The following is a 26,709-nucleotide window of genomic DNA, read 5'->3' as shown; positions in this document are numbered from 1 at the left end:
GTCCCTGAGTCTTCGAAGGGCGTGTTCTTTGAGATCGCCGAAGGCCATGCCCTTCGCAAAGCCTCAGAACGTGCCACCCAACGCCGTCTCCCACGAGACTTCTTCCTTTCGACATTCCGCTTCCTTTCGACATTCCGCCTTCGACATTCGACATTCGACGCAAGGACCACGCCGCATGCTCCGCCTGCTAAGCTTCACCTGCCTGATCGCCCTCTCCTCCCCGCTGATCGCCGCCGACGTCTCCGATCCGCGTCCGCTGTTCCTTGAAGGCTACGCCGGCGCAGTCAGCTACGCGCCCGGCGAAACAGTCAGCCTGCACGTGTCGACCTCGGCCGCGAAATTTGGCGTTGAAGTGATGCGTCTCGGAGCGAAGGCTGAAGTCGTCCACACGGTCGCCGATGTCGCGGGCCAGGAATCGCCCATCCCCGAGAACGCCTCATCGCACGGCTGCAACTGGCCCGCGCTGGTCTCGTTTCCCATTCCGGACACGTGGCGTTCGGGCTATTACCAGGTGACGCTGAAAGCCGCCGATGGAGGCGGCAAGTTCGTCCAGCGCAACCGTCGGTCGGTCGAGAGCAGTTGCTTCTTCATCGTCCGTCCAAAGGTCCCGGCGCAGCAGACGAAGATCCTGTTTCAGCTCGCGACCAATACCTACAACGCCTACAACAACTGGGGCGGTTTCTCCCTCTACGGCTTCCACGGACGGGCCAACGTGCAGGGGCATCGAGTCTCGTTCCTGCGCCCGCCCGCCAGTCAGTTTGGCAACTGGGAACAACCCTTCGCGGCATGGGCGGAGAGCCGGGGTTACGTGCTCGACTACTGCGCCAACGAGGATCTGGAATTCCATCCCGAATTGCTCAAGGACTACAAGCTGGTGCTGAGCGTCGGCCACGACGAGTATTGGTCGAGCGGCATGCGCGACCGGCTGGAAGCGTTCATTGGGACCGGCGGCAATGTGGCGTTCTTCAGCGGCAACACCTGCTGCTGGCAGGTCCGGCCGGAAGACAACGGAACGGCCCTGGTCTCCTGGAAGCAGCGCTGGGTCATGGATCCCGTGTTCGCCACGGGAGATCAGCGACTCCTCTCGACCGCGTGGAGCCATCACCTGGTGAACCGCCCGGAGAACCAGCTCACGGGGGTCGGTTTCCTGTTTGGCGGCTACCACCGCAGCCACGGTCAATACATGGACGGCAAGGCCGCCTTCCAGGTCCATCACCCCGAGCACTGGCTCTTTGCAGGAACGAACCTGAAGACCGGAGACGAATTCGGAGGTAAAGATACCATCGTCGGTTACGAATGCGACGGTTGTGAGTTTACGCTCAAGGACGGCCTTCCCGTCCCGACTCATCGCGACGGGACACCCGAGGGGTTCGTGATTCTCGGAAGCTGCCCGGCCCGCTGGCATCCGGACGACGCTCTGTGGTACGACAGGTTTCCCAAGGACCGCCAGGGAGCGGCGATTCTCGGGACGTACACGCGCGGCGGCACCGTCGTCACGACGGGGACCACCGACTGGGCGCACGGTTTGCGCGGCAAGGATCCTGCCGTCGAACGGATCACAGCCAATGTTCTCGATCGGCTCGGCGGGCCGGCCTCCGGCCAGTAGGCCAGGACGCAGGCCGCGGAACCCAACAACTGCACGTCCGAACCGATCATTCGCTCTGGGAAACGGTCCGGCCGGGGCGGTCGGCCGGGATGTGCAAGATTTCTCGAAAACCTTTGATAAAGGCATGTTGCGTTCCCGGTGCGGGAAACCTATAACTTCTGGTCCTCCGTGAAACCTCTGGAAAACCGGCCGCGCGGTGGCCATTTTGCCAAGGATGTCCTTTGGACCTGGGCGACCTCGTCAGCGCGATCCGGATCGTCGAGCTTCCGGCCAAAACCCGGCCGACGGCCATTCGTACGCTCGTTCAGGCCGCCAACTGGGAAGACGAAGGGATCGCCCCGGAGAAGGTCCTCGAAGCCATCGAGGAACGCGAGACAGTCGCGCAAACACTTGTGGCAAATGACTTTGCGCTGCCACACGCCTTCATCGACTGGGACGGCGACTTCCGCGTGGTCCTCGGCCGCAGCCGTCAGGGGATCGACTATGGCGTCCCCACTGGTCAGAGCGTCCGGCTGATCGTGCTGCTGGTGCTGGGGCGAAAGCTGCTGCAGACGCACGTGGAAGTGCTGGCAGCGCTGGCCGAGCTGCTGAAGGCCCAGGAATTCCGCCAGCAAATCATCGACGCCAAAGACGCCAAGGCGATCGACGCCCTGCTGCTGAACAAGGCCGGCCTGACCCCCGATCATCGGCCGGCCCGGCAGTCGAGCGTCCCCCGGCTGACGCAGACGATGATCAAGCAGGGCTTCCAGCTCGTCGAGCAGGTCGGGGCGCAGGCGCTGCTGCTCGCGCTCGACAAGCTCGAAAACGTCCCGTGGGACACGCTCGGCAACTGGAAAGGCCGGGTCCTGCTGATCACCACCGAGCACAGCGACGACTTCGAGATCACCCGCGAAGACACGTACGCCTTCGAGGTCCCGCACGCATCACTATCCCGGATGGATCGCGCGAATCTGGGCCTGCTGCTGGCGGCTTCCGCCGGACTGCTGACGGACAAACTCAGCGTCGTCTGCGTGACCGGTCCGGACGGCCGCAAGCTCGACAGCATTACGATCACCAAGCCCGAGACGCACTTCCGGGCGATGCTGTCGGAAAAGAATCGTCGCGGAAACAATATCGTTCGCCCGGCGGTGATCCTGCGAATCCTGTCGCTGGCCGTCGAGCTGGCCTCCGAAGGCCGCGAAGCCCATCCGGTGGGGGCGATGTTTGTGATCGGGGACTCCCGGCAGGTGCTGCGGCACGCCCAGCAGCTTGTCCTGAACCCGTTCCACGGCTATTCCCGCCAGCTCCGCAACGTGCTCGATCCGAGCCTGGCGGAGACGATCAAAGAGTTCGCCCTGATCGACGGCGCCTTCATCATCCAGGGAGACGGAACCGTCCTGTCCGCCGGCACGTACCTGATGCCCAAATCCGCGCCCGGCGGACTGCCGGCGGGACTGGGCGCCCGGCATCAGACGGCGGGGGCGATCACCCACCACACGCAGGCGATGGCGATCACCGTCAGCCAGTCGACCGGGACGGTCACGGTGTTCCGCAACGGCAGCATTGTCTTTACGCTGGAACGGGCTGGTTCGACGCGGTGGTAGCGGGAAGAAGTGGCTGGTGGTTAGTGAAGAGAAGCAGAACTGACTGTGGGATGCGGTCGGCAATTGGTGGTCGAAGAGCCCGCGCATTCGACGTCGAGACTGAAGTTCCGCCTCTTGAGCCCCGCAGGGGCGCCGGGCTGTAGCCACGGGTGAAACGGAGTCCGCCGTAAGGCGGATGGAGTGCGACCCGTGGGACAACGCGACCTCCGCATGCAACCGCCCCGGATCGGGGCGGCGGAACGGAAAACGGAAGTGTCGGGCCGCGCACAACCTCTCTCGCCCCGCACGCGCTCTGAGGGTCGTCTTGCGGCTGGCGGGTTGCATAAGTAACCTGCAATGTATGAATGCACTCCCTCTGACGCGACTGGCGAGTTGTCTGCTGGCGGGCTTCCTCGTGGGCTGGTCGGCCTGCGGAGGATCAGTCCGTGCCGCTGAGCCGCCGGACTTTGCGACCGAGGTCGCCCCGCTCCTGGCGACGCGCTGCTTGACCTGCCATGCCGGCGATGAACCGCAGGGACAGCTCGACCTGTCGACGCTGGCCGCGGCCCGGAAGGGAGGCGAAAGCGGATCGGCCCTGGAGCCCGGTTCGCTGGCGAAGAGCGCTCTCTGGGAGCGGGTTCACGCTGGAGACATGCCTCCCAAATCGCCGCTGCCGGTCGCCGAAAAAGAATTGCTGAAACGCTGGATCGAAGCCGGGGCTGCCTGGTCGATCGACAAGCTCGATCCGCTGGCCTACTCCGGCGAGAACCGGGCCGGTTACGACTGGTGGTCGCTGCAGCCGGTGATGCGACCGGCCATACCGACCATCGACGGCGTCTCCGCGGAACCGATCGACCGGTACATTCGGGCGAAGCTCGCCGAGCACGAACTGGCTCCATCGCAACCCGCGGACCGCGCGACGCTGATCCGGCGGCTGTCGTTCGATCTGCTCGGACTGCCGCCGTCGCCCGACGAGCTTCGAGCGTTTGTTGACGATCCTGCCCCCGATGCGTACGACCGGCTGGTGGATCGCCTGCTCGCGTCGCCCGCCTACGGGGACCGCTGGGCGCGGCACTGGCTGGATGTTGTCCGCTATGGCGAAAGCAACGGCTTCGAACGGGATCTCCCCCGGCCGGATGCCTGGCACTATCGCGACTGGCTGATCGAATCATTCAACGCCAATCTGCCGTACGATGAGTTTGTACGTCGGCAGCTCGCGGCGGATGTCGCGGACTCCGAGAATCCCGACTCGTGGCGGGCCGTCGGATTTCTCGTCGCCGGGCCGCACGACACCGTGCTGCCGGTTGTCGACCGGATGCGGCAGCAGATGCGGCAGGACGAACTGGAGGACCTGGTCGGCACGGTGGGTCAGACGTTTCTCGGGCTGACGGTAAACTGCGCCCGCTGCCACGATCACAAGTTCGATCCGATCTCGCAGCAGGAGTATTACCAGCTTGCCGCGGCGCTGGCGGGAGTCAATCACGGCGAGAAGGACATTCAGCCGCCGGCCGTCCGCCAGCAGCTCGAAGCGTGGCAGCAGGATATTGCGTGGCTCTCTTCGGGGCTGAAGACACAGACGGACGAATTGCGCCGGCTCTGGCAGGAACGCCATCCCGGCCGCGAGGCGGCGGTCATTCCGTCCCCGGTGGCGAGCTGGGATTTCACGGCGGGACTCAGCGAACAGCAGGGAGGGCCGCCAGCACGGCTGCATGGCAAGGCGGAACTGACTCCCGAAGGGGTCGCGCTGTACGGCGGCGAGGACTACGCGTCGACGCCGGCGCTGGGGACAACCCTCGTCGAGAAGACGCTCGAAGCCCGCGTGCGGCTGGCGAACATCGACCAGCGCGGCGGCGGGGTGCTGAGCGTGCAGACGCTCGACGGGAATGTCTTTGACGCGATCGTCTTCGGCGAGCAGGAATCCGGGCGCTGGATGGCGGGCAGCAACGGCTTTGTCCGGACGCAGTCGTTCGGCGGCGTCCGCGACGGCCAGGCCCGCGAGAAGTTCATTCATGTCGCGATGGTCTATGCGGCAGACGGCACCGTCACGTGCTATCGGGACGGGATTCGCTACGGCAACCCGTATCGCAGCAACGGACCGCAGCGCTTCGAAGCCGGCGGCTGGCAGGCTTTGATCGGACTGCGGCATGGTGGTCCGGGAGGCAATCGTCTGCTGGAAGGGACGGTCGCGCTGGCGCGGATCTATAACCGGGCGCTCAGTCCCGAGGAAGTCGCCGACCTGGCCAATGCGGGCGGAACGACGGTCACCGAAGCTGAGCTGCTGCCGCTGCTGAGCGAAAAGGACCAACAGACGCGACGGGAGAATCAGACCCGACTGCGGTCGCTGCGCGAGGAACACGCGGGACTGACGAAATCCGGCATGATCAAGATGTATACGCTGCAGACGGCGCAGCCGGGCGTGATGCACGTGCTGCGACGGGGCGATGTGTCGCTGCCGGGTCCGCAGGTGGTCCCGGCGGGGCTGCAGGCGCTGCGCAACGTCGATCCCAGCTTCGGGCTGCGGCCCGATGCGCTGGAATACCGCCGGCGGCAGGAGCTGGCCCGCTGGATCAGCGATCCCCGCAATCCGCTGACGGCGCGGGTCTTCGTGAACCGGCTGTGGCAATACCACTTCGGAGCAGGGCTGGTCGATACGCCGAACGACTTTGGCTTCAGCGGTTCGCGGCCGACGCATTCGGAGCTGCTCGACTGGCTGGCCGCGGAGCTGGTCGAGTCGGGCTGGGACATCAAGGCCCTGCACCGGCGGATGGTGCTGTCGGACGCTTACCGTCAGGAATCGCGTCCGCGCGCCGATGCCGTGGCGGTCGATGCCGGCAACCGCTGGGTCTGGCGGATGTCGCCCCGGCGGCTGGAGGCGGAAGCGGTGCGGGATGCGATGCTGGTCCTCGCCGGCGAGCTGAACGATACCCTCGGAGGGCCGCCGTTTCTGGATGTGAACTCGTACTTTTTCAAGGGGACGCAGTTCTACGATCCGATTGACGTCGACACGGCCGATGCTCGCCGGCGTTCGGTCTATCGAATGTGGGCTCGCGGCGGTCGCAACCCGCTGCTCGATACGTTTGACTGCCCCGATCCCTCAACGCTCACGCCGCGACGGTCGGTGACCACGACGCCACTGCAGGCCCTTTCGCTGCTCAACAACAGCTTTGTCCGGAGAACGGCGGAACGCTGGGCGTCTCACCTGCAGCAGACCGAACCCGATGCACCGGGGCAGATCGCGCAAGCGTACCAGGCGGCCTATGGACGGAGCCCCGCCGACGACGAAGCGGCCGCCGCACTCGGTTTCGTAGACCAGCAGGGACTGGCCGCATTCTGCCGTGCCGTCTTCAACAGTTCGGAGTTTCTGTATGCGGACTGAGGACGCGGCTTTTTCCCGACGTAGCCTCCTTTCCTGGTCATCGCGGGGCCTTGCCGCGACGGCGCTGGCGGGGCTGCTGACCGACGAACAGCGGGCCGTGGCTGGGACCGATGGGGAAGCGGCCGATCCGCCGCCGCACCTGGCGCCGCGCTGCCGGCGGGTGATTCACATTTACCTGTGCGGCGGGTTGAGCCATCTCGACTCGTTCGACTATAAGCCGGCCCTGGAGAAATACCACGGCAGGGAATTGCCTTCGTCCGAGAAGCCGGAGACGTTCTTCGGCCAGATTGGACTGCTGCGGAAAGCCGACTGGGAATTCCGGCAGCGGGGTGAAAGCGGGTTGTGGGTCTCGGAGCTGTTTCCGCACATCGCCGGCGTCGCCGATGAACTGACGGTGATCCGTTCGATGCTGGCCGATTCGGCGAATCACACGCCGGCCACGTTTCAGGCCAATACCGGTTTCCGGCTGAACGGGTTTCCGGTGGCCGGTTCGTGGATCTCGTACGGTCTGGGCTGCGAAACGGAGAACCTGCCGGCGTTCGTGGTGCTCCCCGATCCGCGCGGGTTCCCGGCGGGGGGGACGATCAACTGGACCAACGGTTTTCTGCCGCCGAAGCATCAGGGGGTGGCGTTCCGCACGAAGGGGACGGCGATCACGGACCTGTTTCCGTCGGGCGAGTTCTCGCCGAGCCAGGAGACGGCGACGCGGGAATTTGTGGATCTGCTGAATCGCCGGCATCTGGAGCAGCATCCCGAGGCGGACCTGGAAGCCCGGCTGCACAGTTACGAGCTGGCGGCCCGGATGCAGCTTTCGATTCCGGAGGTCTCCAACCTGGCGGAGGAGACCGAGGCCACGCAGGCGGCGTACGGTCTGCAGCGCGAAGAGACGGCGGACTTCGGGCGAAGCTGCCTGCTGGCCCGCCGGCTGCTGGAACAGGGAGTGCGGTTCGTGCAGCTCTTTTCGGGGGGCTCGTTCGGCTCGCCGCGGATCAACTGGGACGGTCACGAGAACGTGCGGGAGAACCACGGGCAGGAAGCGCTGCGGATCGATCAGCCGGTGGCGGCGCTGCTGCGCGATCTGCGTCAGCGGGGGATGCTCGACGACACGCTGGTGCTCTTCACGACGGAGTTCGGCCGGACGCCGTTTACGCAGTCGGCGGCGAACACGGTCGGGGCGGGCCGCGATCACAACATGTACGGTTTCTCGGTCTGGGCGGCCGGCGGCGGTTTGAAGCCCGGCATCGCGTACGGAGCGACGGACGACGTCGGCTGGAAGTCGGTGGACAAGGTGGTCCACTGGCACGATTTCCACGCGACGATGCTGCACCTGCTGGGGATCGACCACGAGCGACTGACGTACTATCACAACGGGATTCAGCGACGGCTGACGAACGTGCACGGGCACGTGATCCGGGAGATACTGGGGTAGCGTGGGGTGAGTGCTCAGTGCTGAGTGAAAGAGAAGAGCGGTTGGGCGCGTTTTTTGTAAAGTCGGACCATGCTTCCGCTGAATTCGCCTTTGTTCTGGGTGGTGACGATCGCCGTTGTTCTTGGCATTGCGGTTTATATTGTGATTCAGGCGAAACGAGTTCGGCCGCGTCTGCGAGATTTCTTTGACCTCGTGCGGAACCCGGAGCTGTGGGACGAATTCGAAGCCTCATCCCGTCAGACTGCGCAGATGGTTGCCAAAGCCCAGACCTGGGACGACGAAACCGTCGAGGGCGCAGTCTGCCATTTCCTGTTCGACGTTCCGAGCAGCCGCGACGCATGGACCGAGCGGCAGGCGTTGTGCAGCATTCCGCAGAGGACGACGCCAACTGTTCTCAGATTGCTCAAGGATCACTCGCTGTATCCACGATTCGTCCGTCCGACCGGAAAGTTCATTCTTCCAGAGGCGCCGTTCAACCGGGCCTGCGAGTTGCTGGGCGATTCCCCATCTGCGGAAGTCATTCCAGCCATCGAGCCATTTGCGACGGACCCCGATCACGGGATTCGTCGGGATGCAGCCCGCACTCTCGCGAAGACCGGATCCGCCGCGGCGATCCCTCTGCTGCGCACGTCGCTAAACGATTCCGATGAGCATGTGCGTGGGGCGGTGCTCAATGCCCTCTTCTGGCTGGAGAAGCGCGATGCTGACGGCGAGCATCCTTTCTCCGCTCTGTTCGACGATATCCGCGGGCTGCTGGACGATGGACTCAACGCCCGCGACGCCGCGGGATCGCTCCTACGTTTCGATCGTCGGCGCGCGACCGAACTGTTTCTTGCGCCGGACGTGTTTGCTACAGATTCATCGGTGCTGCCGCCTGCTCTCAGAGCGCTCGTTGACCAGCGGGTCGAAGTCCCCCGCGACCGGCTGCGTTCGCTAATTGACGAACTTCTCGATGGACCGCAGGAATACCCCGGGGCGTGGGTACTCTCGGATGCGCTGACACTTCTCGGCCAGCAACGCCAACTGGAAGACCGAAAACTGCTCGAAGATCTCTGCGAACAGACCGACGAACGCATCGCCGAAGGGGCTGCGCAAGGGCTGCTGGCCTGGGAGCAGGTAGAAGACTATCTGGACCAGATCCGGCTGATGGAAGAGAACTGCGGGTATGCTCGCATGCCACAGTCCTTCCGCTATTGCCTGGCCGTCTTCGAATGCGACGCGGAAATCGCAAATGGAGGGCTGGCGCAGTACTTCGTGAACAGCGCCGGCGATCATTGGCGCGACGCACTGGCCGGACTGGAGGCGATGGGGGCGACGTCACAGCGACGGGCTTTGCAGGGGGCTATCGAACTGTTTGGCAAGGCTGGTCCGTCGACTGACCGGCGACGCCGCCAGTCACAGCTCAGCCAACTCTACCAAAAGAGAAATGATGTGTTTCGCCCCTTGGAAGCGGAGTTTGACAAGGGTCCGATTCCACCGGCGGCGCGGCTGGCCCGATACGTTGCTGCGCATGCGGACGAGTTTCGCCGGATGGGTGAGAGACTGTCGTGAGTGCAGATGAGCTGGCGTTGTGGCGGCGATCAGCAGCGGCCGGGCGCGTCCGGCCCTACGGGCTGACCAGACTTCGCTCAGAAAAACCCGCCTCCGCCCCCTCCACCCATGAAGCCGGCTGGCTGCGGCGTCTGCTGGTCCCGTCGAATCGCCTCGATCTCCTCAGTCGTCAGGCATTCCAGGCTCCGGAGATGTCCATCGACGGCTTCCGCATCGACCGGCACGTACCAGCGGTACGGATCCTGATCGGCGGACGTTGACTGCAGTTCGACGGTTCGACGTGCCTGCGAATCCGGAGCGTCGGCAAACACGATCCCCGCTTCTTCCGATGCGCAGAGTTTGAATTGCCACGTCGATGATCCGGTCTCGTGCGCGTCCAGAAGCAGCAGTTCCGTGGAAATGACTTTGCACGTCACTCCTGCAGGAACGACGCCGTTCCATTCCTGCCGGTCAAGGTTTTCAATCACGACCGGCGAGCCGATGGCCTTCTGCACGATCCGCCACTCCGCCGAATACTCCTCGCCGTCCGCCTGGCCGTAGGGATCGACGGCCCACGTTTTGCCGGCAGGATTGACCAGTATCGACCGTCCCCAGCGCTGCTGTGCCGGAACTTGCCACAGCCTGCCGTCAAGTTCGCGACCGACTTCTTCGAGCCTGAGCGCCAGCCACAATTCGCCCGACGCCTTTGCCAGCGCTGGCAGTTCGTACTTCAGTTGAACCCGGGCTTCCTGCGGTTCGCGAACGACCGGACAGACGAGGGTTTGTTCGAAGTCGCGGCCGGGCTGGAGAACAACGTGGGGCATTAAACTGCGGAATCCGTTCTCCAAGAGAACTTCGATGTCGTAACTGCCGACGTGAAGGAGTCCCGAGTCGACCAGGCCATTCGGTTCGATCGGGAACTTGAGCGAATCCAATGGTTCCGCTCCGCGAGTCCCGAACGGCATACCAAAGATCTTGACCGTTCCGCGAACCGCCGACCCGTCTTCGGCCTTCAACCGCAGCCGCACACGGCGCCAGGTGAGATCGGGGGCCGACTTGAGAGCCTTGAGTTCTTCACCGAGGGTCTGGAGTTTTTCAGCCAGCAGCAGATTGGCCTCGCGCGCACTCTTCGCAGACGCCTGCAGAGCTGCGGAGGTCTGCCAGACCAGTCCGCTGAAGACCGTGAACATCACGGCTGCGAGGCCGAACGCGGCGAGGATCAGGCGTCGGGACATGATCTGTTCCTTGAGGGCGTCGAACCAGAGTTTGCGGACGAGTTTCGCGGGATCGCCGAATCGTTTCAGAACGTCACGCCAGGCCTGTTGCGGATCGGGGGTGTGCCGCTGCTCTTCTTCCCAGGCGGACTGCAGGTAGTCGCGGACTTCGTCGAGGAGGTCCTGCCGGAGAGTGGGCGGTTCGTCGTCGCTGCGACGGGGCAGTCGGGCCAGCAGGGATTCGTCGTCGAGGTGGTCCATGAGCGGAGTCTCCCGGTGCAGGCGGGCGGTTCAGGCTCCGAAGGCGACGCGGGGCTGCAGGCCGAGGACGCCGTTGACGCCGGCCGAGAACTCCTGCCATTCGGTCCGGCGGGCGGCGAGGTTTTTGCGGCCGGCGGGAGTGAGGCGGTAGTATTTCCGGCGGCGGCCCTGATGCTCGCCCCAGGAGGCTTCGAGGAGTTTCTGGCGTTCGAGGCGGTGGAGAGCCGGGTAGAGGCTCCCTTCCTTGAGGTCGAATCTACCGTTCGAATCGGCGAGGACCTTCTGCAGGATCTCATAGCCGTAGGTCGGCTGGCGGGAGACGACTTCGAGCATGAGCATCTCGACGGTGCCGGTGATGAGCTTCGTATCCATGTCGGTCTCCGATACTTGACTGGGCTGGGTATAAGCCTAGGCGAGTCAGGTATGGAGGTCAAGGAGAAAATGTCGAAATGGAGGAGCCAAGTGCTGAGAGCCAAGTGACGGAGAGGGGATGGCGGGAGGTGGAGGCGAATGCAGTGCAAAATGAAAAGTGAAAAATGGAAGAGAGCGCGCGCGGGGGCGCCTGGCGGAACATGGGAGTTCGCTTGCGCTGAAGTGGGATTGCCGGCCTGGGCGGAGCGGGGTTCGGTGCTGGCCGTTCCCCGCTCCACCTTTCGGCTGGCTTCGATCAGGTCGATCCCGTGTGGTCACACGTCGGGAGGACTTGACGCCAAGTGTCCGCGCACACGAGGTGCGCCCCGAGAACCCTCCTTGCGAAGGGCCCGGTGCAGGCCCTGACCCGGCCCGCGCGTCAGGAGAGATCGGCTCGAGCGCCTGCGGTTGCCCGCCGGCGTGCATGCATCTCGTCACTCACCCGACAAGAGGACACGCTGGCACTGGTACGGCGGTCGTGCAAGACCAATCGGCAAAGAATTTTCAAGTTTGCGGATTTTTCGGCGGCTTCGCGGATGGAGAAATTGAAGAGGAAGAGGATTCACCGCGGAGCGGCTGTGTTGTTGGTCAAGGTGGATTTGTGAGATTTACGCATTTTGGAGTCCGTGGTTCCAGGCGGTGTCGGATTTGATCATCGCGTTGAGGATGGTCAGGAGTTTGCGGATGCAGGCGGTGAGGCAGACCTTGCTTGGCTTACCGGCGTCTTTGAGTCTGCGATAGAACGGTCTGATGACGGGGTTGCAGCGTGAGGCGGTGAGTGCCGCCATGTAGAGAGCGGAACGGACGGAGGCTCTGCCGCCGCGGATGGATCTGAGTTTGGAGGACTTGCCGCTGTCGCGGTTGTAGGGGGCGACGCCGACGAGTGCTCCGACCTGCTGGCGGTTGGCGTCGCCGAGTTCGGGGAGTTCTCCGAGGAGCACGGCGGCTGTCCGTTTGGCGATGCCTGGGACGGAGGTCATGAGTTCGACGCGGCGTTTGGCATCGGGGTCGGAGTCGCAGAGATCGTCGATCTGTTTTTCGATGGCAGTGATGCGTATTTTGAGCATGTTTCGGGTTTGCTCGATGTCGTCTTTGACGGCCTTGTCGCGAGCGGCTTCGAAGTGATTGGACTCCTGGACGTGGAGGTCGACGAGCTGCCGTCGGCGAGTGACGAGTGCGTGGAGTTTGAGCTGGAAATCGGAGGGTTTTTCGGTGATCTGGAGTTCGGCGACCTTGGAGTAACGAACGAGGACGCGTGCGTCGATGGCGTCGGTTTTGGCGATCCATCCGGCCCCTGTGGCAAAGGCGCGGACGCGGATGGGGGGCACGACGGCGACGTGATACCCGTGATCGTTGAGACAGAGGAAGGCGTCGAAGTGATAGGTGCCGGTGGCCTCCATGACGACCTGGCAGCGGTCGGGTGGGGGGAGCTGCTTGAGGAGTTTCAGGAAGCCCTTGAGGTCGTTGTCGACGGCCAGGAGGGAAGAGGAGTCGGACATGGCGACATCGAGTCGTGCCTTGGAGACGTCGATGCCGATGTGGATGCGGGGGTCGATGGCGTGTTCCCAATCTCGTAAATGCGAGCTCGGAGAGTTTCGAGAACGCTTCCGGCTCAAACGGCTGTTCGGGCTGGTACGACCATGCCGACGACGATCCAGCTCCGCGGCGGGCTCTGAGGCCCCAGACGCGATCGATCTGTCGCCGGCCGCGGGGGGGGCCGCTTCGTCGCTACGCTCCGAAGCGGCCCCCGCCGCGTGTCCCATGACACCACACGGGGTAGATGGATTCAACATACGAGGCGCGGAGGACGCGGAGAAATGCGGGAGAAGGGACCGGAAAGTGAAACGGGAGAACTTGACCTCGTTCCCAGGCTCTGCCTGGGAACTTCGCCTTTGGACGCTCTGCGTCCTCTTCAGTTTTCGCCTGCAAAGAGGCAAAGAGCGAGGCAGAGCCTGGGCTGCGCGAAATCCGTCGTTTTCAGGGGCAATTGGCCTCGGCGAATCGTCGCGTTTTTGTTCCACTGGGCTTTTTGTTCAAGGAGGAACGTCATGACCTGCGAAACCAGCGAAACAGCCGTCGCCCGGTATTCGTCGCCGGCGGGCAAGTTGGTGCGGTTCTTCGAGCGGAGTCGCAATCGGTGGAAGGCGAAGTCCGGCCAGTGGAAGCGAACCTGCAAGCTCCTGCAGAACCAGACCCGCGCCGTCGAGAAGAGCCGCGCGATGTGGCGCACGCGGGCCGCCGCGGCCGAACGCCGCGCGGCGGACCTGGAACGTGAGATCGCCGCCTTAAAATCCGGGCGCTGACCGGGTCGCCGACGCAGCCCCTGGCCCCCTCCCGGACGCCGTCCGACCGGCCCATCATGCGTATTCGGCAGCGGCCATCGGCCTGACGTTGCAGTTCTGTCTGGCCGGAGCGGTCAGCTTTCGCGGCTGCCGGGCGGTGGTCGAACTGCTGCGGGACAGCCTGCCCCAGTTCCGGGGGGCTCCTGCGGCCAATACTGCGGAAGCGTGGCTGCTGCGGCTGGGACTGCACGAGTTGCGGCGGCCCAAGGAATTCGCCGCCGACTGGGTGTTCCTCGTCGACCACACGCTGCAACTGGGGTCGCGGAAGTGTCTGGTCATCGCGGGGCTGCGATTGTCGGCGTGGAAAGCGCTGACGGCGCCGCTGACGCACCAGGATCTGACGCTGCTGGCGCTGCAGCCGGTCGAAAAATCCAGCGGCGAGATCGTCCAGCGGCAGCTCGCGGCTGCGGCCGGGCTGGTCGGCGTGCCGGCCGCCATCCTCAGCGACGAGGGTTCGGATCTTCTCGGCGGCGCTCAGCGTTTCCGCGAACAGCACCCGACGACGCAGGTGCTGCACGACATCGCCCACAAGACGGCGATCGTGCTCAAGCACGAACTGCTCGCCGATCCGCGGTGGATCGCGTTCGTCAAACACTGCGGGCAGACGCAGCCACGGGTGAAGCAGACGGAACTCGGACACCTTGCTCCCCCCACGCAGAAAGTCAAAGGGCGTTACTTGAACTTGGGGCCGCTGATCGGCTGGGGCGCCCGCATGCTGCGGCTGATCGACACGCCCGCGGCCGAACGTCCCGCGGGTCTCGACCTGACGCGGCTCGAGGAGAAGTTCGGCTGGATCCGCGACTTCCGGGAGGCGCTCGTGGACTGGAACGACTTGCAGGCGGTCAAGGACCACATGCTGGAGTTCCTGCGCGTGGCGGGCTACCACGCCGCCGCCGGCGAGACGCTGCGCCGGCAACTGGAGACGGTGGCCCGAACGCCTGCCGGTGAGCGTGCGGCGGCGCGGCTGGTGGAGTTCGTGAGCGAGCAGTCGAGCGGCGTGCTCCCCGGACAGAGTCTGCCGGCCAGCAGCGAAGTGCTGGAATCGCTGATCGGCAAGGGCAAGCGTTTGCAGGGCCAGCACAGCCGCGGCGGCTTTACGAAACTGATTCTGGGGATGGCCGCGTCGGTCGTGCGGATCAGCGAGGAAAAGATCTGCGAAGCCCTGAACGCCGTGCGGCATCGCGACCTGCTCGCGTGGATCGACGACCACTTAGGCAAGTCGCTGACAGCCCAGCGCCGCCAGGCCCTCCCCGTCCTTCCAGGAACAAAAGCCGGATCAACCGGGACCGCCAACAATTGACGATTTCGCGCAGCCCAGGCAGAGCCTGGGAACCAGTGTGGCTGACTTTCTCTCGCGCTTCTCTGCGTCCAACGCGCCTCAGCGGTAAAACTCTTCTTCCGAGATCTCACCGGGCCGGTTTGCGGTGGATTGTGACGTGACCCAGGGCGGGCCAGAGGGTTCGCTGGGATTCGCCGCCGATCTCGCCGACCGAGACGTCGTACAAATGTCCGATTTTCAGATCGGGGAGCACGAGCCGGACCCGATCGCCGGCTGCGTTGACCGTCGCGGACTGGACCGCCGCCGTGTGCCGGCCGCTGTCGGGCGTGGCGTACGATCCGCCCCAGAGCCGTGTGTAGCCGGCTACTTGGTATGCGGCCACGTCGCCAGCGAGCTTGCGGTCGACCGGCTGATGGAAGACCAGTTCCAGGCCGTCGGGTGTCGTCAGAATATTTTTGAGGCCGTTGGGGAGATCGTCCGCGGGGACGAAGCGGACGATGGAGCCGACGTTGAGGCCTCCCAGCCAGCCGCTGTCGCGGATTTCGCCGACGCAGAACTCGCCCTGCGGTCCGAAGGCGATCGAGAGGGGTCCAGACAGAGTGTCGCTCGAAGTTTCCGGGCCGGGGCGGCTGAAGGGGAAGACGGCTCCCTGGCGTTCGCCGTCGACCAGTTGCGTCGTCAGCCGGATCAGGAGCCGGTTGTTGTATTCGCAGCCGAGGATATCGCCGGCGTAGCGGGGGGCCGCTGCGGGAATTGTGGCGATGCCGTTGACGCTGCGCGTCCAGTCGTGCGGAATCCAGACCGCCGGCGGCTCGGAGGGGGCGCTTTTGTCGGGATCGTGCAAGGCGGGCACGCCGTAGCGCCGGCCCAAGCGGACGGCGTTCAATTCGTTGAAGACGTTCTGCTCTCCCTGCTGGTCGGTGGCGAGGAGTTCGCCGTCAAGCGTGAGAGCGAGGCCGGTGGCGTAGCGGAGGCCGGTGGCGACGGGGGTCATCTGCCCCGAAGGGGTAATCCGCAGAATATTGCCGCGGAACTGCGAGCGGGCGGCGGGGCGGCCCTTCTGCGTATAGTCGCTGCCGAGGGCGACGAGCAGGTCTCCCTGGTCGTCGCGGACGATGCCGCAGGTCCAGTCGTGATAGTTGTCGGTGTAGCCCCAGCCGGTGGCGACGACTTCGCGGAGGTCGGCCCGGCCGTCGCCGTCGGTGTCGCGCAGGCGAAGGAGCTCCGGTTTGTGAGCGACGATGAGATCCGGCCCGTCGGCGATGATGCCGTAGGGGGCGGCGAGTCCTTCTTCGACGAGAATCAGCTTGTCTTCGAGGCCGTCGCCGTCGGTGTCTTCGGCGAGGTAGACGTGCCCTTTGAGTGAAGTGAAGGCGAGCTGGCCCCGAGAGGTCCAGGCGAATGCGGTCGGCATGATGGAGCGAGGGAGGGGCAGACGGATGCCGCGATATCCCGGCACGTCGGTTACCGGTTGCGGTTCCGGAACCAGTTCGGGGAGCGGCGTATAGGGCGCCGACTGGGCGGCCAGCGTGCTCCGATAGTGGACTTCCAGGGGAGTTCCCATGGCGATCAGCGCGCCCGACAGCTCGGTTCCTTTCAGGACTTCCCACCGGGCCGGGGCTGCGGCGTGAATGGAGATCGCGCCGAGGGCCGCCGTGGCGGCGGGCTCCCGGAAGGCGAGTCGCAAACCGGCGGGGGCGTCTTCGAACGCAATGCGGCGCGCCCAGCCGCCGCCGCCGTCTGCGGCCAGGAATGGCAAGGCCCGCCAGCTCTCGGCAATCGTCATTTCCCCAGCGTCCGCAGTCAGCTTCATGCGATAACGCAGCTCGACCGATTTCGAGCCGTGATCCACGCGGTAGTCCAGCAGCCGGATGCTGGCGGGTTCCCCGTTTGCCGGGCCGAGCACCTCGCCGGTCGTTTCGCGCAGCAGGACAAAGTCGCTGCCGCCGGTCCAGCCTTCGGCGACCGGGGCTCCGGCGAGGTCCCAGAACCAGCTTTTGCCTTCCGTCCGCTGGCGGGCGAAGTCCCCGACGGTCCAGCCCCGCAGGGCCAGCCGGTCGAGGTCGAACAGGATCGCATGGCCATTGTCGAAGCCCGCGGCGAAGGCGCGGGGAATAGACGTCTTTAACGCTCCGTTGTTGATAGTCATCACGTCGCGGACAATCCGAGGAGACTCGCCCTTCGCGACGGTCCAGAACTGTTCCAGCACGGCGGGATTGCTGGGAATCGACAGGCCGGGATCGTTGCAGGCCTCCCAGATCGCGGCGAGCTGGGCTTCGATGTCTCCCGCCAGCAGCGTGGCGTGGGGACGTTGATAGGAGGGCATCTCGACGCCGGGGGTCACCCGCAACGGCGAACGCGTCCAGCGGAAGAAGAACTCCGGTCGCATCCGCTGGACGATTTCGAAGAGGTTGGAGCCGCGCGTTCCGCGGGCGACGTTTTTGGGCTCGTAGTCTTTGAGCCGATGGCAGGCGATGCAACTGAAGCCCTTGCCGCCCAGCAGCTCGCGGCCGGCGAGCAGTTGTTCGGCGTTGCGCTTTCCGGTCTCCGCAACGGGATACTTCGGACTGGCTGGCGTGGGGGTGGGAATGCGGTCGTGGCCGATCAGATAGGTCGACAGGGCGGCGAGGTCAGCGGCGGAGTGCTGAAACTTCGGCATGCGCACCTTGAGCCAGTCCATCCGCCGTTTCTGCTCGCCTTTGACGCTGAGAATCAGCGCGGCGTCTTGCATGCGATCGCCCAGGGCGGTCAGCGACGGCGGCACGAGCAACTGGGCGTGGCCGTCGAGTGACTCATCGGTCCGAGCGATGTCGGCGGCGATCGCCGAGAGTCCCTTCTGGCCGTTACGGTCGTGGCAGAGGAGGCAGCCCTTGCTCGTCAGCAGGCGTTCGCCCCGGAGAAACGGCCCCGGTTGCGGCGATTCCATCGTCCATGAGGCGACATAGGCCCGGACGGCCGCTTGATCGACGCCGGCGAACTTCGGTTGGCCGGGCTTGGCAGAATTCGCGGAAGTGCACGCAGAGTCCCAGTTCACGTCCTGTCGACGCAGGCTCGGGGCCGCTGTCGCAGTGACGTTTTCAATTTGATGGCAGCCAGCGCAGCGTCGCGACGCCAGCAACTCACGTCCGCGCTGGACAGCGTCTTTTCCGTCGGGGACGATGTCCTTCCATGCAGAAGTTTTCTGCGGTTCCGGGATCAGCGCGGCGGCGATCTGCTGCCGCTCGGCGTCGCTCAGAGTGAAGACCGGCATGCGATGGGTCGCATTTAACTTGGCGGGATCCTGCAGCCAGGTCAGGAGCCAGGCCCGCGTGCGGCGGTGAGCGATCTCGTCGAGGGCCGGGCCGCCCCACGGGGAGTCCTGCCCAACTTTGTTCCACGTGTGACAGGCCAGGCAGCCCGTGGAGAGGATCAGCGCCTTCCCGGCAGCACGCTGTTTGTCATCAGCTTTCTTCTCGCTGGCCTTCGCCAGTTCCACATTCCGGCTTTGGGCGGCGAGGGCTGCCAGTATGTCCTGAGCTTCCGCTTCGGACAGACCGAAGGCCGGCATCCGGCTCCCCTGCCCCGGCATTTCCTTCCGTGTCAGGTGCTTGACCAGCCAGGCGGGATTCGTCCCGGCCTGGAGTGCGTCGAGCTTCGGTGCGGACAAGACCGGAACATCAGCGCCGCCGTCATGACAGGCCTGGCAGCGGAAGCCTTCAAATTGGTCCCGCCCGCGCGCGACGGCCTTCTGGACGGCGTCGGGAGCGGTGTGGTAGAGGGCATGCGCCGGCAGGGGTTCGAGGGGAAAGTCGTTCGAGGACCAGGCGACCTGGAGCGTCCCCTGCCCGCCGGTCCGTTCGTAATCCACGACGACGGGCCATTCGCCAAAGCGAAACGGCAGCTTCGGTCCGGAGACCCATTGCGGTGTTGCGGATTCCGCCTGCAGGACCACTTCGTCCCGGACGCGGAGGGTCAGTTTCCCTTGCAGCCAGGCATGGAACTGCAGTTCGCCTTCGCTGCGAACCAGAATCTGACCGGCCCAATTCGCACGGAACGGCCCGGCGGGCAGTCTTGCATCTGGCGAGTCCGCTCCCCACGCGAACGCGAGGTCCGGATCGATCCGTCGGATCTGTTTCGAACCGACGGAAAGCTCGGCGATCAGCCCTGGTCGGGAGTCGTCGTCATCGTCGTCTTGCGCCTGGATAGAGACTGCCGGTAACAGGAATACGCACGTCAGGCTCGCCAGGACCCACCAGCAGCGCGGCATCGTTCACCTTTCCGACTTCGTTCGCATGTGTCGTCGTCGATGGGACTGTACCGCGCGGCGCGGATGATCTCCAATGTGCCGACGGGTGGAGAAGATCTCTCAGTAATGACGCAATCCAGGAATGTCGAATGTCGAAGGCGGAATGTCGAAAGGGGAAGTGATCACCCAGGCATGTTCTGTCCTGACGCAATTGATGCTTTACGTTTGACGCTGACGTTGTCTGGTTGAACAATCGGTTGCGACTCCAAATGTACCGCTGCTGAAATCTGCGACGTTGCCGGGAGATCGAGTCCATGTCTGTTTGCCGCTGGCTGAGGCTGTGTGGAGTTGCGGTCGTGGTGACTGCCGGACTGGTGTTGCCGGCCTCTGCCGCCGGGCGGGCGTCGCGCCCCAATATCGTGCTGATCTATGCCGATGATCTCGGATACGGCGATATCGGCTGCCAGGGGGCGACACGGGTCAAGACGCCACACATCGACCGGATTGCGCGCGAGGGGCTCCGCTTCACCGACGGGCATTCTCCGTCGGCGACGTGCACGCCGTCCCGCTATGCGATGCTCACCGGCGAGTACGCCTGGCGGAAGAAGGGGACTGGAGTTCTTCCCGGCGACGCCCGGCTGATCATTGAGCCGGGGCGGCCGACGCTCCCTTCGATCCTGCAGCAGGCCGGCTATCGGACGGGGGTCGTCGGCAAGTGGCACCTGGGACTGGGAACGAGAAACCTCGACTGGAACGGAGACATCCAGCCGGGGCCGCTGGAGATCGGGTTCGACAGGTGCTTCCTGATTCCCGCCACCGGCGACCGGGTGCCGTGCGTCTATGTGGAACAGCGGCGGGTTGTCGGACTCGATCCGGCCGATCCGATTCAGGTGGCGTTTGGCAAGCCCCTCGGTAGTGAACCGACCGGCAAGGCTCATCCTGAGCTGCTCAAGGTTCATCCGAGTCACGGCCACGACATGACCATTGTCAACGGCATCAGCCGGATCGGTTACATGACCGGCGGCAAGGCAGCCCGCTGGGTCGATGAGGACATGGCGGACACGATCACTGCGAAAGCCGTGGAATTCGTCGAGCAGCAGCGGGATCAACCGTTCTTTCTGTTCTTCTCGCTGCACGACATTCATGTGCCCCGCGTGCCGCATCCGCGGTTCGTCGGAAAGACCGACATGGGGCCGCGCGGCGACTGCATCGTGCAGGCGGACTGGTGCGTGGGGGAGATTCTGGCGGCTCTCGACCGGCTGAAACTCGCCGAGAACACGCTGGTGATCTTCAGCAGCGACAACGGACCGGTGGTGGATGACGGGTACAAGGACGACGCCGTACAGAAGCTGGCCGATCACAGGCCGGCCGGTCCGTGGCGGGGTGGGAAGTACAGCGCATTCGAAGGGGGGACGCGGGTGCCGCTGCTGGTCCGCTGGCCGGGTAAGGTCCAGCCGGGGGTTTCAGAGGCCCTCGTCTGCCAGGTCGATTTTCCGGCGTCGCTGGCGGCGCTGACGGGGCAGAGCTGGAACGTGGAAACCGGGCCGGACAGCGTGAACGTGCTGCCGGCGCTGCTGGGAGAATTACCGGCGGGACGCGACCATCTGGTCGAGCATGCTGGTTCGCTGTCGTTGCGAGTCGGAACGTGGAAGTTCATTCCGGCGGGCAAAGGGGCGCGCGTGAGCGCCAACACGAACACCGAGCTTGGGAATGCTCCGGAGCCGCAGCTTTACGATCTGGCGAGCGATCCGGGCGAGACGACCAACGTCGCTGCTCAACATCCGGAACGCGTGGCAGAGATGGGGCGGCGGCTGGAGGGGATTCGGTCGCAGGCGCGCTGAGGTCTTGTCGGGCACTCTACTGCGTGCCGAGTTGCGTGCCCATGTGGCGCGAGGATCATTGCCGGGACCGCATGTCCCACAGCACTACGAAGACGACGCCGAGCGTCGGAAGATTGCGTTCCCAGGCGGAGCCTGGGAACGAGTTGCTTCAACGCTCGACGCTCAACCCTCAACGCCCCAGGAACGGAAAGAGCTGGCGGATTTCGGCGTCGTTGGGCTGGCGGCCGTATTCGCAGATCTCAAAGGCTTCGGCGTACTTGACGGCCTTGCCCTGCTCGTCGCCGTACCACTTGATGAGCGTGTCGCGGAACCGGTTGGCTTCGCCTCCCTGGCGGCCTTCCCAGCGCTGGCGAAGCCAGGCCTTGCGGGCGACGGGGTCGGCGGCCGGGGGAACCTTGGCAACGTACTCTTCGCTGCCGCTGGCGCCCCCTTCGTAGACCTGCGATTCGAGCTCGTGAACGGCTTCGAGCTTCTTGTCGAAGACCGAATCGAGCGACACGGCGATGTCCGCCTTGAAGGGATAGGGCTTCTTGAAGCCGTCGCTGGAGTAAAGAAAAACCGGGTTCTTCTTCAGCACGGGGGTGTCCGGGCAGATGAAGGGGACGGTCACCATGAAGGCGGCGTCCTGAACCAGCACGCCGACGTAACGGTGGTCGGGGTGGTAGTCCCAGGGACGGTGGGCGATGACGATGTCGGCCCGCCAGTTGCGGATGACGCGGGTGATCTTCCGGCGGTTTTCGAGGTTGGGTTCCAGTTCGCCGTCGTGGATATCGAGGACCTCGGACTCGGCGCCGAGGAGTTTGTCGGCCGCTTCCACTTCCGCCCTGCGGCGCTGTGCAAGGGGGCCGCCGGCCATCTGCCAGTGGCCGATGTCGCCGTTCGTGACCGACACCAGCTTCACATGATGCCCGGCCTGCGCCCAGAGGATCGCTGAACCTCCCGCTTTGAATTCGGCGTCGTCGGGGTGCGCACCGAAGATGATGATCCGCAGCTTGCCATCGTCGACGGACTCGTCAGCGGCCAGGCAGGGGACGGTCAGCAGAAGCAGGGCGATCAGGCAGCGAGCGACGGCAGACATTCGAGGTGGCCTCAAAAATGGAAGATTTCGGAGAAGAAATCCGGAGAGTGAAAAGTGAGAATTGAGTAGTGATGAGTGCAAAGTGCACGGAGCACGCGATTCACGGTTCAGCGACATCTCTTCCAGTTTGCACGACTCACTCATCAATACTCACTTTTCACTTTCCGTAATCGACACTGGTGCCCAGGCTCTGCCTGGGAACCGGAGGATTGCGAGGCTCCGCCTCGCTCTTGGCCGTCTTGCTGGTGCGAAGGGAAGAGGACGCAGAGCGTCCCAAGGCGACGTTCCCAGGCGGGAGCCTGGGAACGAGGTCAAAGGGTGAGTCGTGCAAATGCAATGATCAACGATGGGGCGACGCTTGCCCGTTTCCATCACTTTGAACTCATCACTACTCAATACCCACTTTTCACTTTCCCGAGATTTCTCGTCTTATCTCCGCGTCCTCCGCGCCGCCGCGGTGAATCCTCTGTTCATGCCAGCAGCGGCAGCAGCGGGCGGCCGTCGGCGATGGGCATCGGACGCTGAAGCTGGTCGTGAATGATCGTTTCCGGGTCGAGCCCCAGCGCGTGGAAGATCGTGGCCGTGATGTCCCCCGGGGTGGCGGGGTCGGAGTGCGGATAGGCGCCCGACCGGTCCGAGGCTCCGTACTCGCGGCCTCCCTGGATGCCGCCGCCGGCCATCAGAACCGTTCCGCAGGGGGGCCAGTGATCGCGACCGGCGTCGCCGTTGATCTTCGGGGTGCGGCCGAAGTCCCCGGTCCAGTAGACCAGCGTGCTGTCGAGGAGGCCGCGCGATTCCAGATCGGTCAGCAGAGCAGACAGGGCGCTGTCGGTCTCCGGCAGCCGGCTCCCTTTGAGGGTCTTGAAGTTGTCCTTGTGGGTATCCCAGCCGCCGATCCCCGCGGAGTAATACACCGTAACGAACCGCACGCCGGCTTCGACCAGCCGGCGGGCGAGCAGCACGCTCTGGCCGTAACGATGCCGGCCATAACGATTGCGGACGTCGTCGGGCTCTTCGTGGAGGTTGAAGGCCTGTTGCGTGGCGGTCGAAGTGACCAGGTCGATGGCCCGCTGCTGGTAGTCGCTCAGCCCGCGGATTTCCGTGGCGCTGTCGGCGAGCTGGCTCAACTTGCCGAGGGCCGCGAGCGTTTCGCGGCGCTGGTTGAGCCGGCTCAGGTCGAGCCCTTCCGGCAGCTTCAGCTCGTTGACGTTGAAGTTCGCATTGCTGGGATCCTTGAGAATCCAGAGCGGGTCGTGCTTCTTTCCCAAAAATCCGGCGAACTCGCCCGGCGTGCGGAACGGTCCGTCGGCGATCATCGACGGCAGCGAAACCGATGTCGGCGTTCCCGTTGGCGCCGGCTGGAAGTAGTCGACGATCGAACCGGGATGCGGGAAATCATTCGCGGAGGCATTCAGAGTCACGATGTCAATCGGCGACTCGCGGCCGGTCAACGAGACGTACGCCCCCGGGTTGTGCGACGAGCTTTTGTGGTGGACGCTGCGGACGAGCGAATACTTGTCGGCCAGCTTCGCGAGCTGCGGCAGGTGCTCACAGATCCGTCGGCCGGGAACAACGCTCGCCACGGAGTCGAATTCGCCGCGGATCTCGGCAGGAGCATCGGGTTTGGGATCGAACGTGTCGAGGTGGCTGGCTCCGCCGAACTGGAACAGCAGAATCACGCTCTTCGCCGTTCGCGCGCGCGACGGGGCTGCGGATTCCGCCTGCAGCAACTGCGATTGGGACAGGAGCCCGCCGAGGGCTCCGACGCGCAGCAGCGTTCGGCGCGTCCCTTTGAGGGACTCAAACCCCGGGCAGCCGGAGGTGTTCGATCGCGACATTCCCGTCCTCGTCATCCGTTGGAATCGTGCAAACTCAGTCACCTGCTGTCGCATCAACACGGGTGGATGTGTATGATACGTCGACCGGGTGCAGAGTGCTACTCCAGCTTTTCGCCACCCGGAACCGCCAATGATTGTGCTCGCCGAGACTCTGCCCTCCCCACCGACATCCGGGTGGCCCGGGCTGGACCGAAGGGAAGCTCCGGAGTTGTGTTCCGCGGCTTCGCGAAGACGCTCCAGCCCCGGCCACTCGTGCCGGAGTCGACCGATGCTGACGATTGCTGCCCCACTGGTTCTGTTGTCGCTGCTAGGTGCGGACAGTGCTCCGCCCAGTTTGCGCTACGACGTTGAGCCGGTGCTGACCCGGCTCGGGTGTAACTCGGGGACCTGTCATGGCACGCCGACCGGCAAGAACGGGTTCCGGCTCAGCCTGCGGGGCTTCGATGCGGCGCTCGACCTGCAGACGTTGACCCGCGAAAACGCCGGCCGCCGGATCAGTCTGACCGAGCCATCGCAAAGTCTGTTGCTGCTGAAGGCCGTGGCCGCGATTCCTCACGAGGGGGGCCGCCGACTGCATGTCGACAGTCCGGAGTACCGGATCCTGCTGGCGTGGATTGCGGCGGGCTGCCCCGACGATTCCGCGGACCGTCCGTCGCTGGTCGGGCTGGAGATCAGCCCGGACGTCGCGGAGATCGCGGCGCCGCGGACCGACCAGGCGCTTTCCGTCACCGCGACGTTCAGCGACGGCAGCACAACGGACGTCACCGGCCTGACCCGGTTTTCGGTCGGGGAGCACTCGCCAGCCGTGGTGGCCCCGAGCGGAATCGTGACGCGCGAGCAGCCGGGCGAGGTGACCGTCGTCGCCGAGTATGCCAGTCGGTTCGCGTCGTCCAAGCTGCTGTTCCAGGAATCTCGTCCCGAATTTCGCTGGCCCGATCTGCCCGAGCAGAACTTGATTGACCGGCAGATCTTCGCCCGGCTCAAGCGGCTGCAGATCGAGCCGTCGCCCGTCTGCAGCGACGCCGAATTCGTCCGCCGGGTGCATCTCGACGTGATTGGCCGGCTGCCGACGCCCGACGAAGTCCGGCAGTTCCTGGCAAGCGCGGATTCCGACCGCCGGAGCCGGCTGGTCGATCAGCTCCTCGACAGCCCGGAGTACGCGGACTGGTGGGCGATGAAGTGGACCGACCGGCTCGGCGGCAACAACCGGTTTACCGGGAAGTGGGGCGCGCTGAAGTATCACGCGTGGATTCGCTCGGCGATGGCGGAGAACATGCCGGAAGACGAGTTCGTCCGGACGCTGTTGACGGCCAGCGGCGCGAACTACGAGTATCCCCCGGCGAGTTTCTGGCGACGGCTGCGCGTCGGAGGAATTGGCGCCCAGGTCGACCCGCTGCAGGCGACGGAAGAAATCTCGCAGCTCTTTCTCGGCGTCCGGATTCAGTGCGCCCGCTGTCACAATCATCCCGGCGAGCACTGGACGCAGAACGATTTCTACGGGCTGGCCGCGTTCTTCGGCGGCGTCCGCTTCAAGGATGGTCCCTACAACAATCACGCCTACGACAAAGAGAACACGGTCTACGCGCTCGCCGATGCGGCGGTAATCGACCCGCGAACGGGGAAGCCCGCGGCCCCGAAGTTTCTGGGGCAGTCGGAGCCTGCGCAGAACGTGGCGCCCGACCGGCGGCAGTCGCTGGCGCTGTGGCTGACGGCGAAGGAGAATCCGTGGTTCGCCCGCAACAGCGTGAACCGGCTGTGGTTTCACGTGTTCGGACGGGGGCTCGCCGATCCGGTGGATGACGTCCGGCTGTCGAATCCGCCATCCCACCCCGAGGTGCTGGACGAGCTGACCGCAGAGTTTCTGCGCACGAACTTCGACCGGAAAGCCGTACTGCGATTGATCCTGACGTCGACGGTCTATCAGCTCAGCTCGGCAACGACCGCGACCAACGTCGGCGACGACCGGTATGCGTCGCATTATCCCGTGCGACTGCTGCAGGCCGAGCAGTTGCTGGATGCGATTTCGGATGCGACCGGCGTGCCGGAGAATTTTCCGGAGATGCCGCCCGGACTACGGGCCGTGGCGTTGCCGGATGGCGAATACAAGCATCCGTTCCTGGAAGCGTTCGGCCGCCCGGCCCGCGCGCTGGCCTGCGAGTGCGAACGGGACCCGCAGACGAACCTGTCGCAGGCGCTGCAGCTTGTGGGCGGGGCGCTGGTCAACGACAAGGTCCGCAGCGCGAATGGACGGGCGGCGAGGCTCGCGGCCAGCGACCAGTCCGCCGAGGCGATTCTCGCGGAGCTGTTCCTGGCGACGTTCGGCCGGCCGCCAAGCGATGCGGAAGTCAACCTGCTGGCGGGACCGATCGGCGCGGCGGGGACCGAACGGCGCACCGCGGTCGAAGATGTGCTGTGGACGCTGCTGAACCACCGCGAGTTTCTGTTCCAGCATTGAGAACGAAGATTTCACGCGACGACGCAACATCAGAAATGTCGAATGTCGAAGGTGGAATGTCGAAAGACGTCGAGAGTCCAGAGACGAGCGTCAGAATCACCGGCATCGATTCTGAAACAGTGCGTCTCTTCGTCTTGTCCCCTCTCCCGCTGTCTTCAGTGGGAGAGGGCCAGGGTGAGGGTCTTCGAAGAGGTCGGAGTGCCGTCCACGGAGAAAAGAGGCGCGCCTCATAATCCTGACCGGCAATTGAGAGGCGGAGAAG

At 64.7% G+C, this 26,709-nt stretch carries 15 protein-coding genes; 9 read left to right on the top strand and 6 right to left on the bottom strand.

Going from position 1 to position 26,709, the window contains the following annotated elements; genetic code table 11:
* Positions 1-175 precede the first annotated feature (175 nt).
* From SH412_RS06965 to SH412_RS06945, 5 genes are all read left to right on the top strand, one after another.
* Entirely contained in the window at positions 176-1,606 is a 1,431-nt protein-coding gene (locus SH412_RS06965; RefSeq protein WP_336522789.1) for a N,N-dimethylformamidase beta subunit family domain-containing protein, read from the top strand.
* Positions 1,607-1,827: 221 nt separating this feature from the next.
* Positions 1,828-3,189 (top strand): diadenylate cyclase, encoded by a 1,362-nt coding sequence (locus SH412_RS06960; RefSeq protein ID WP_336522788.1) that lies wholly within the window; start codon positions 1,828-1,830, stop codon positions 3,187-3,189.
* 340 nt (positions 3,190-3,529) lie between these two features.
* Complete coding sequence (locus tag SH412_RS06955; RefSeq protein ID WP_336522787.1) at positions 3,530-6,544, top strand: DUF1553 domain-containing protein; 3,015 nt, start codon at positions 3,530-3,532, stop codon at positions 6,542-6,544.
* Positions 6,534-7,973 (top strand): DUF1501 domain-containing protein, encoded by a 1,440-nt coding sequence (locus tag SH412_RS06950; protein ID WP_336522786.1) that lies wholly within the window; start codon positions 6,534-6,536, stop codon positions 7,971-7,973. The genes SH412_RS06955 and SH412_RS06950 overlap by 11 nt, the downstream gene beginning before the upstream one ends.
* 69 nt (positions 7,974-8,042) lie before the next feature.
* On the top strand, positions 8,043-9,524 hold the full coding sequence (locus tag SH412_RS06945) for a DMP19 family protein (RefSeq protein ID WP_336522785.1): 1,482 nt from the start codon (positions 8,043-8,045) through the stop codon (positions 9,522-9,524).
* A 77-nt stretch (positions 9,525-9,601) separates the two neighbouring features.
* Here SH412_RS06945 and SH412_RS06940 read toward each other — a convergent pair whose 3' ends face one another.
* The 3 genes from SH412_RS06940 to SH412_RS06930 all read right to left on the bottom strand — a co-directional run bounded on the left by SH412_RS06940 (position 9,602) and on the right by SH412_RS06930 (position 13,152).
* A complete protein-coding gene (locus tag SH412_RS06940; RefSeq protein WP_336522784.1) occupies positions 9,602-10,978 on the bottom strand; it encodes a hypothetical protein in 1,377 nt (458 codons plus the stop codon).
* Positions 10,979-11,008: 30 nt separating this feature from the next.
* On the bottom strand, positions 11,009-11,350 hold the full coding sequence (locus SH412_RS06935; RefSeq protein ID WP_336522783.1) for a PadR family transcriptional regulator: 342 nt from the start codon (positions 11,348-11,350) through the stop codon (positions 11,009-11,011).
* A gap of 647 nt (positions 11,351-11,997) precedes the next feature.
* Positions 11,998-13,152 carry an IS110 family RNA-guided transposase gene (locus tag SH412_RS06930; RefSeq protein WP_336519127.1) on the bottom strand — a complete coding sequence of 385 codons (1,155 nt, stop codon included), beginning with the start codon at positions 13,150-13,152 and terminating at the stop codon, positions 11,998-12,000.
* A 285-nt stretch (positions 13,153-13,437) separates the two neighbouring features.
* Here SH412_RS06930 and SH412_RS06925 point away from each other — a divergent pair, with 285 nt between their 5' ends.
* Positions 13,438-13,692 (top strand): hypothetical protein, encoded by a 255-nt coding sequence (locus tag SH412_RS06925; protein WP_336518717.1) that lies wholly within the window; start codon positions 13,438-13,440, stop codon positions 13,690-13,692.
* 88 nt (positions 13,693-13,780) lie between these two features.
* On the top strand, positions 13,781-15,031 hold the full coding sequence (locus SH412_RS06920) for a hypothetical protein (RefSeq protein ID WP_336518718.1): 1,251 nt from the start codon (positions 13,781-13,783) through the stop codon (positions 15,029-15,031).
* A 106-nt stretch (positions 15,032-15,137) separates the two neighbouring features.
* Here SH412_RS06920 and SH412_RS06915 read toward each other — a convergent pair whose 3' ends face one another.
* Entirely contained in the window at positions 15,138-19,256 is a 4,119-nt protein-coding gene (locus SH412_RS06915; protein ID WP_336522782.1) for a c-type cytochrome, read from the bottom strand.
* 293 nt (positions 19,257-19,549) lie between these two features.
* Here SH412_RS06915 and SH412_RS06910 point away from each other — a divergent pair, with 293 nt between their 5' ends.
* Positions 19,550-21,076, top strand: coding sequence for a sulfatase family protein (locus SH412_RS06910; RefSeq protein ID WP_336522781.1), 1,527 nt, complete (start codon positions 19,550-19,552; stop codon positions 21,074-21,076).
* 169 nt (positions 21,077-21,245) lie between these two features.
* Here the strand turns inward: SH412_RS06910 and SH412_RS06905 are convergent, their stop codons facing one another.
* Positions 21,246-22,154, bottom strand: a complete 909-nt coding sequence (locus tag SH412_RS06905; RefSeq protein WP_336522780.1) for a PIG-L deacetylase family protein — start codon at positions 22,152-22,154, stop codon at positions 21,246-21,248.
* A gap of 470 nt (positions 22,155-22,624) precedes the next feature.
* Positions 22,625-23,992, bottom strand: coding sequence for a DUF1501 domain-containing protein (locus tag SH412_RS06900; RefSeq protein WP_336522779.1), 1,368 nt, complete (start codon positions 23,990-23,992; stop codon positions 22,625-22,627).
* Between the two features lie 268 nt (positions 23,993-24,260).
* Here SH412_RS06900 and SH412_RS06895 point away from each other — a divergent pair, with 268 nt between their 5' ends.
* Positions 24,261-26,447: a DUF1549 and DUF1553 domain-containing protein gene (locus SH412_RS06895; RefSeq protein WP_336522778.1), complete on the top strand. Its 2,187-nt coding sequence runs from the start codon at positions 24,261-24,263 to the stop codon at positions 26,445-26,447.
* Positions 26,448-26,709: the final 262 nt, after the last annotated feature.

The sequence above is a fragment of the Planctellipticum variicoloris genome (genome assembly GCF_030622045.1).
Lineage (GTDB): Bacteria > Planctomycetota > Planctomycetia > Planctomycetales > Planctomycetaceae > Planctellipticum > Planctellipticum variicoloris.
Note: the sequence above shows the minus strand (reverse complement) of the source record. Positions and strands in the feature narration are given on the sequence as shown.

What these genes read in the sequence shown, in the direction of transcription:
- SH412_RS06895 (WP_336522778.1), top strand. Translation starts at nt 24,261, where the DNA reads ATGCTGACGATTGCTGCCCCACTGGTTCTGTTGTCGCTGCTAGGTGCG.
- SH412_RS06900 (WP_336522779.1), bottom strand. Translation starts at nt 23,992, where the DNA reads ATGTCGCGATCGAACACCTCCGGCTGCCCGGGGTTTGAGTCCCTCAAA.
- SH412_RS06910 (WP_336522781.1), top strand. Translation starts at nt 19,550, where the DNA reads ATGTCTGTTTGCCGCTGGCTGAGGCTGTGTGGAGTTGCGGTCGTGGTG.
- SH412_RS06925 (WP_336518717.1), top strand. Translation starts at nt 13,438, where the DNA reads ATGACCTGCGAAACCAGCGAAACAGCCGTCGCCCGGTATTCGTCGCCG.
- SH412_RS06955 (WP_336522787.1), top strand. Translation starts at nt 3,530, where the DNA reads ATGAATGCACTCCCTCTGACGCGACTGGCGAGTTGTCTGCTGGCGGGC.
- SH412_RS06915 (WP_336522782.1), bottom strand. Translation starts at nt 19,256, where the DNA reads ATGCCGCGCTGCTGGTGGGTCCTGGCGAGCCTGACGTGCGTATTCCTG.
- SH412_RS06945 (WP_336522785.1), top strand. Translation starts at nt 8,043, where the DNA reads ATGCTTCCGCTGAATTCGCCTTTGTTCTGGGTGGTGACGATCGCCGTT.
- SH412_RS06930 (WP_336519127.1), bottom strand. Translation starts at nt 13,152, where the DNA reads ATGGGACACGCGGCGGGGGCCGCTTCGGAGCGTAGCGACGAAGCGGCC.
- SH412_RS06965 (WP_336522789.1), top strand. Translation starts at nt 176, where the DNA reads ATGCTCCGCCTGCTAAGCTTCACCTGCCTGATCGCCCTCTCCTCCCCG.
- SH412_RS06950 (WP_336522786.1), top strand. Translation starts at nt 6,534, where the DNA reads ATGCGGACTGAGGACGCGGCTTTTTCCCGACGTAGCCTCCTTTCCTGG.
- SH412_RS06905 (WP_336522780.1), bottom strand. Translation starts at nt 22,154, where the DNA reads ATGTCTGCCGTCGCTCGCTGCCTGATCGCCCTGCTTCTGCTGACCGTC.
- SH412_RS06935 (WP_336522783.1), bottom strand. Translation starts at nt 11,350, where the DNA reads ATGGATACGAAGCTCATCACCGGCACCGTCGAGATGCTCATGCTCGAA.
- SH412_RS06940 (WP_336522784.1), bottom strand. Translation starts at nt 10,978, where the DNA reads ATGGACCACCTCGACGACGAATCCCTGCTGGCCCGACTGCCCCGTCGC.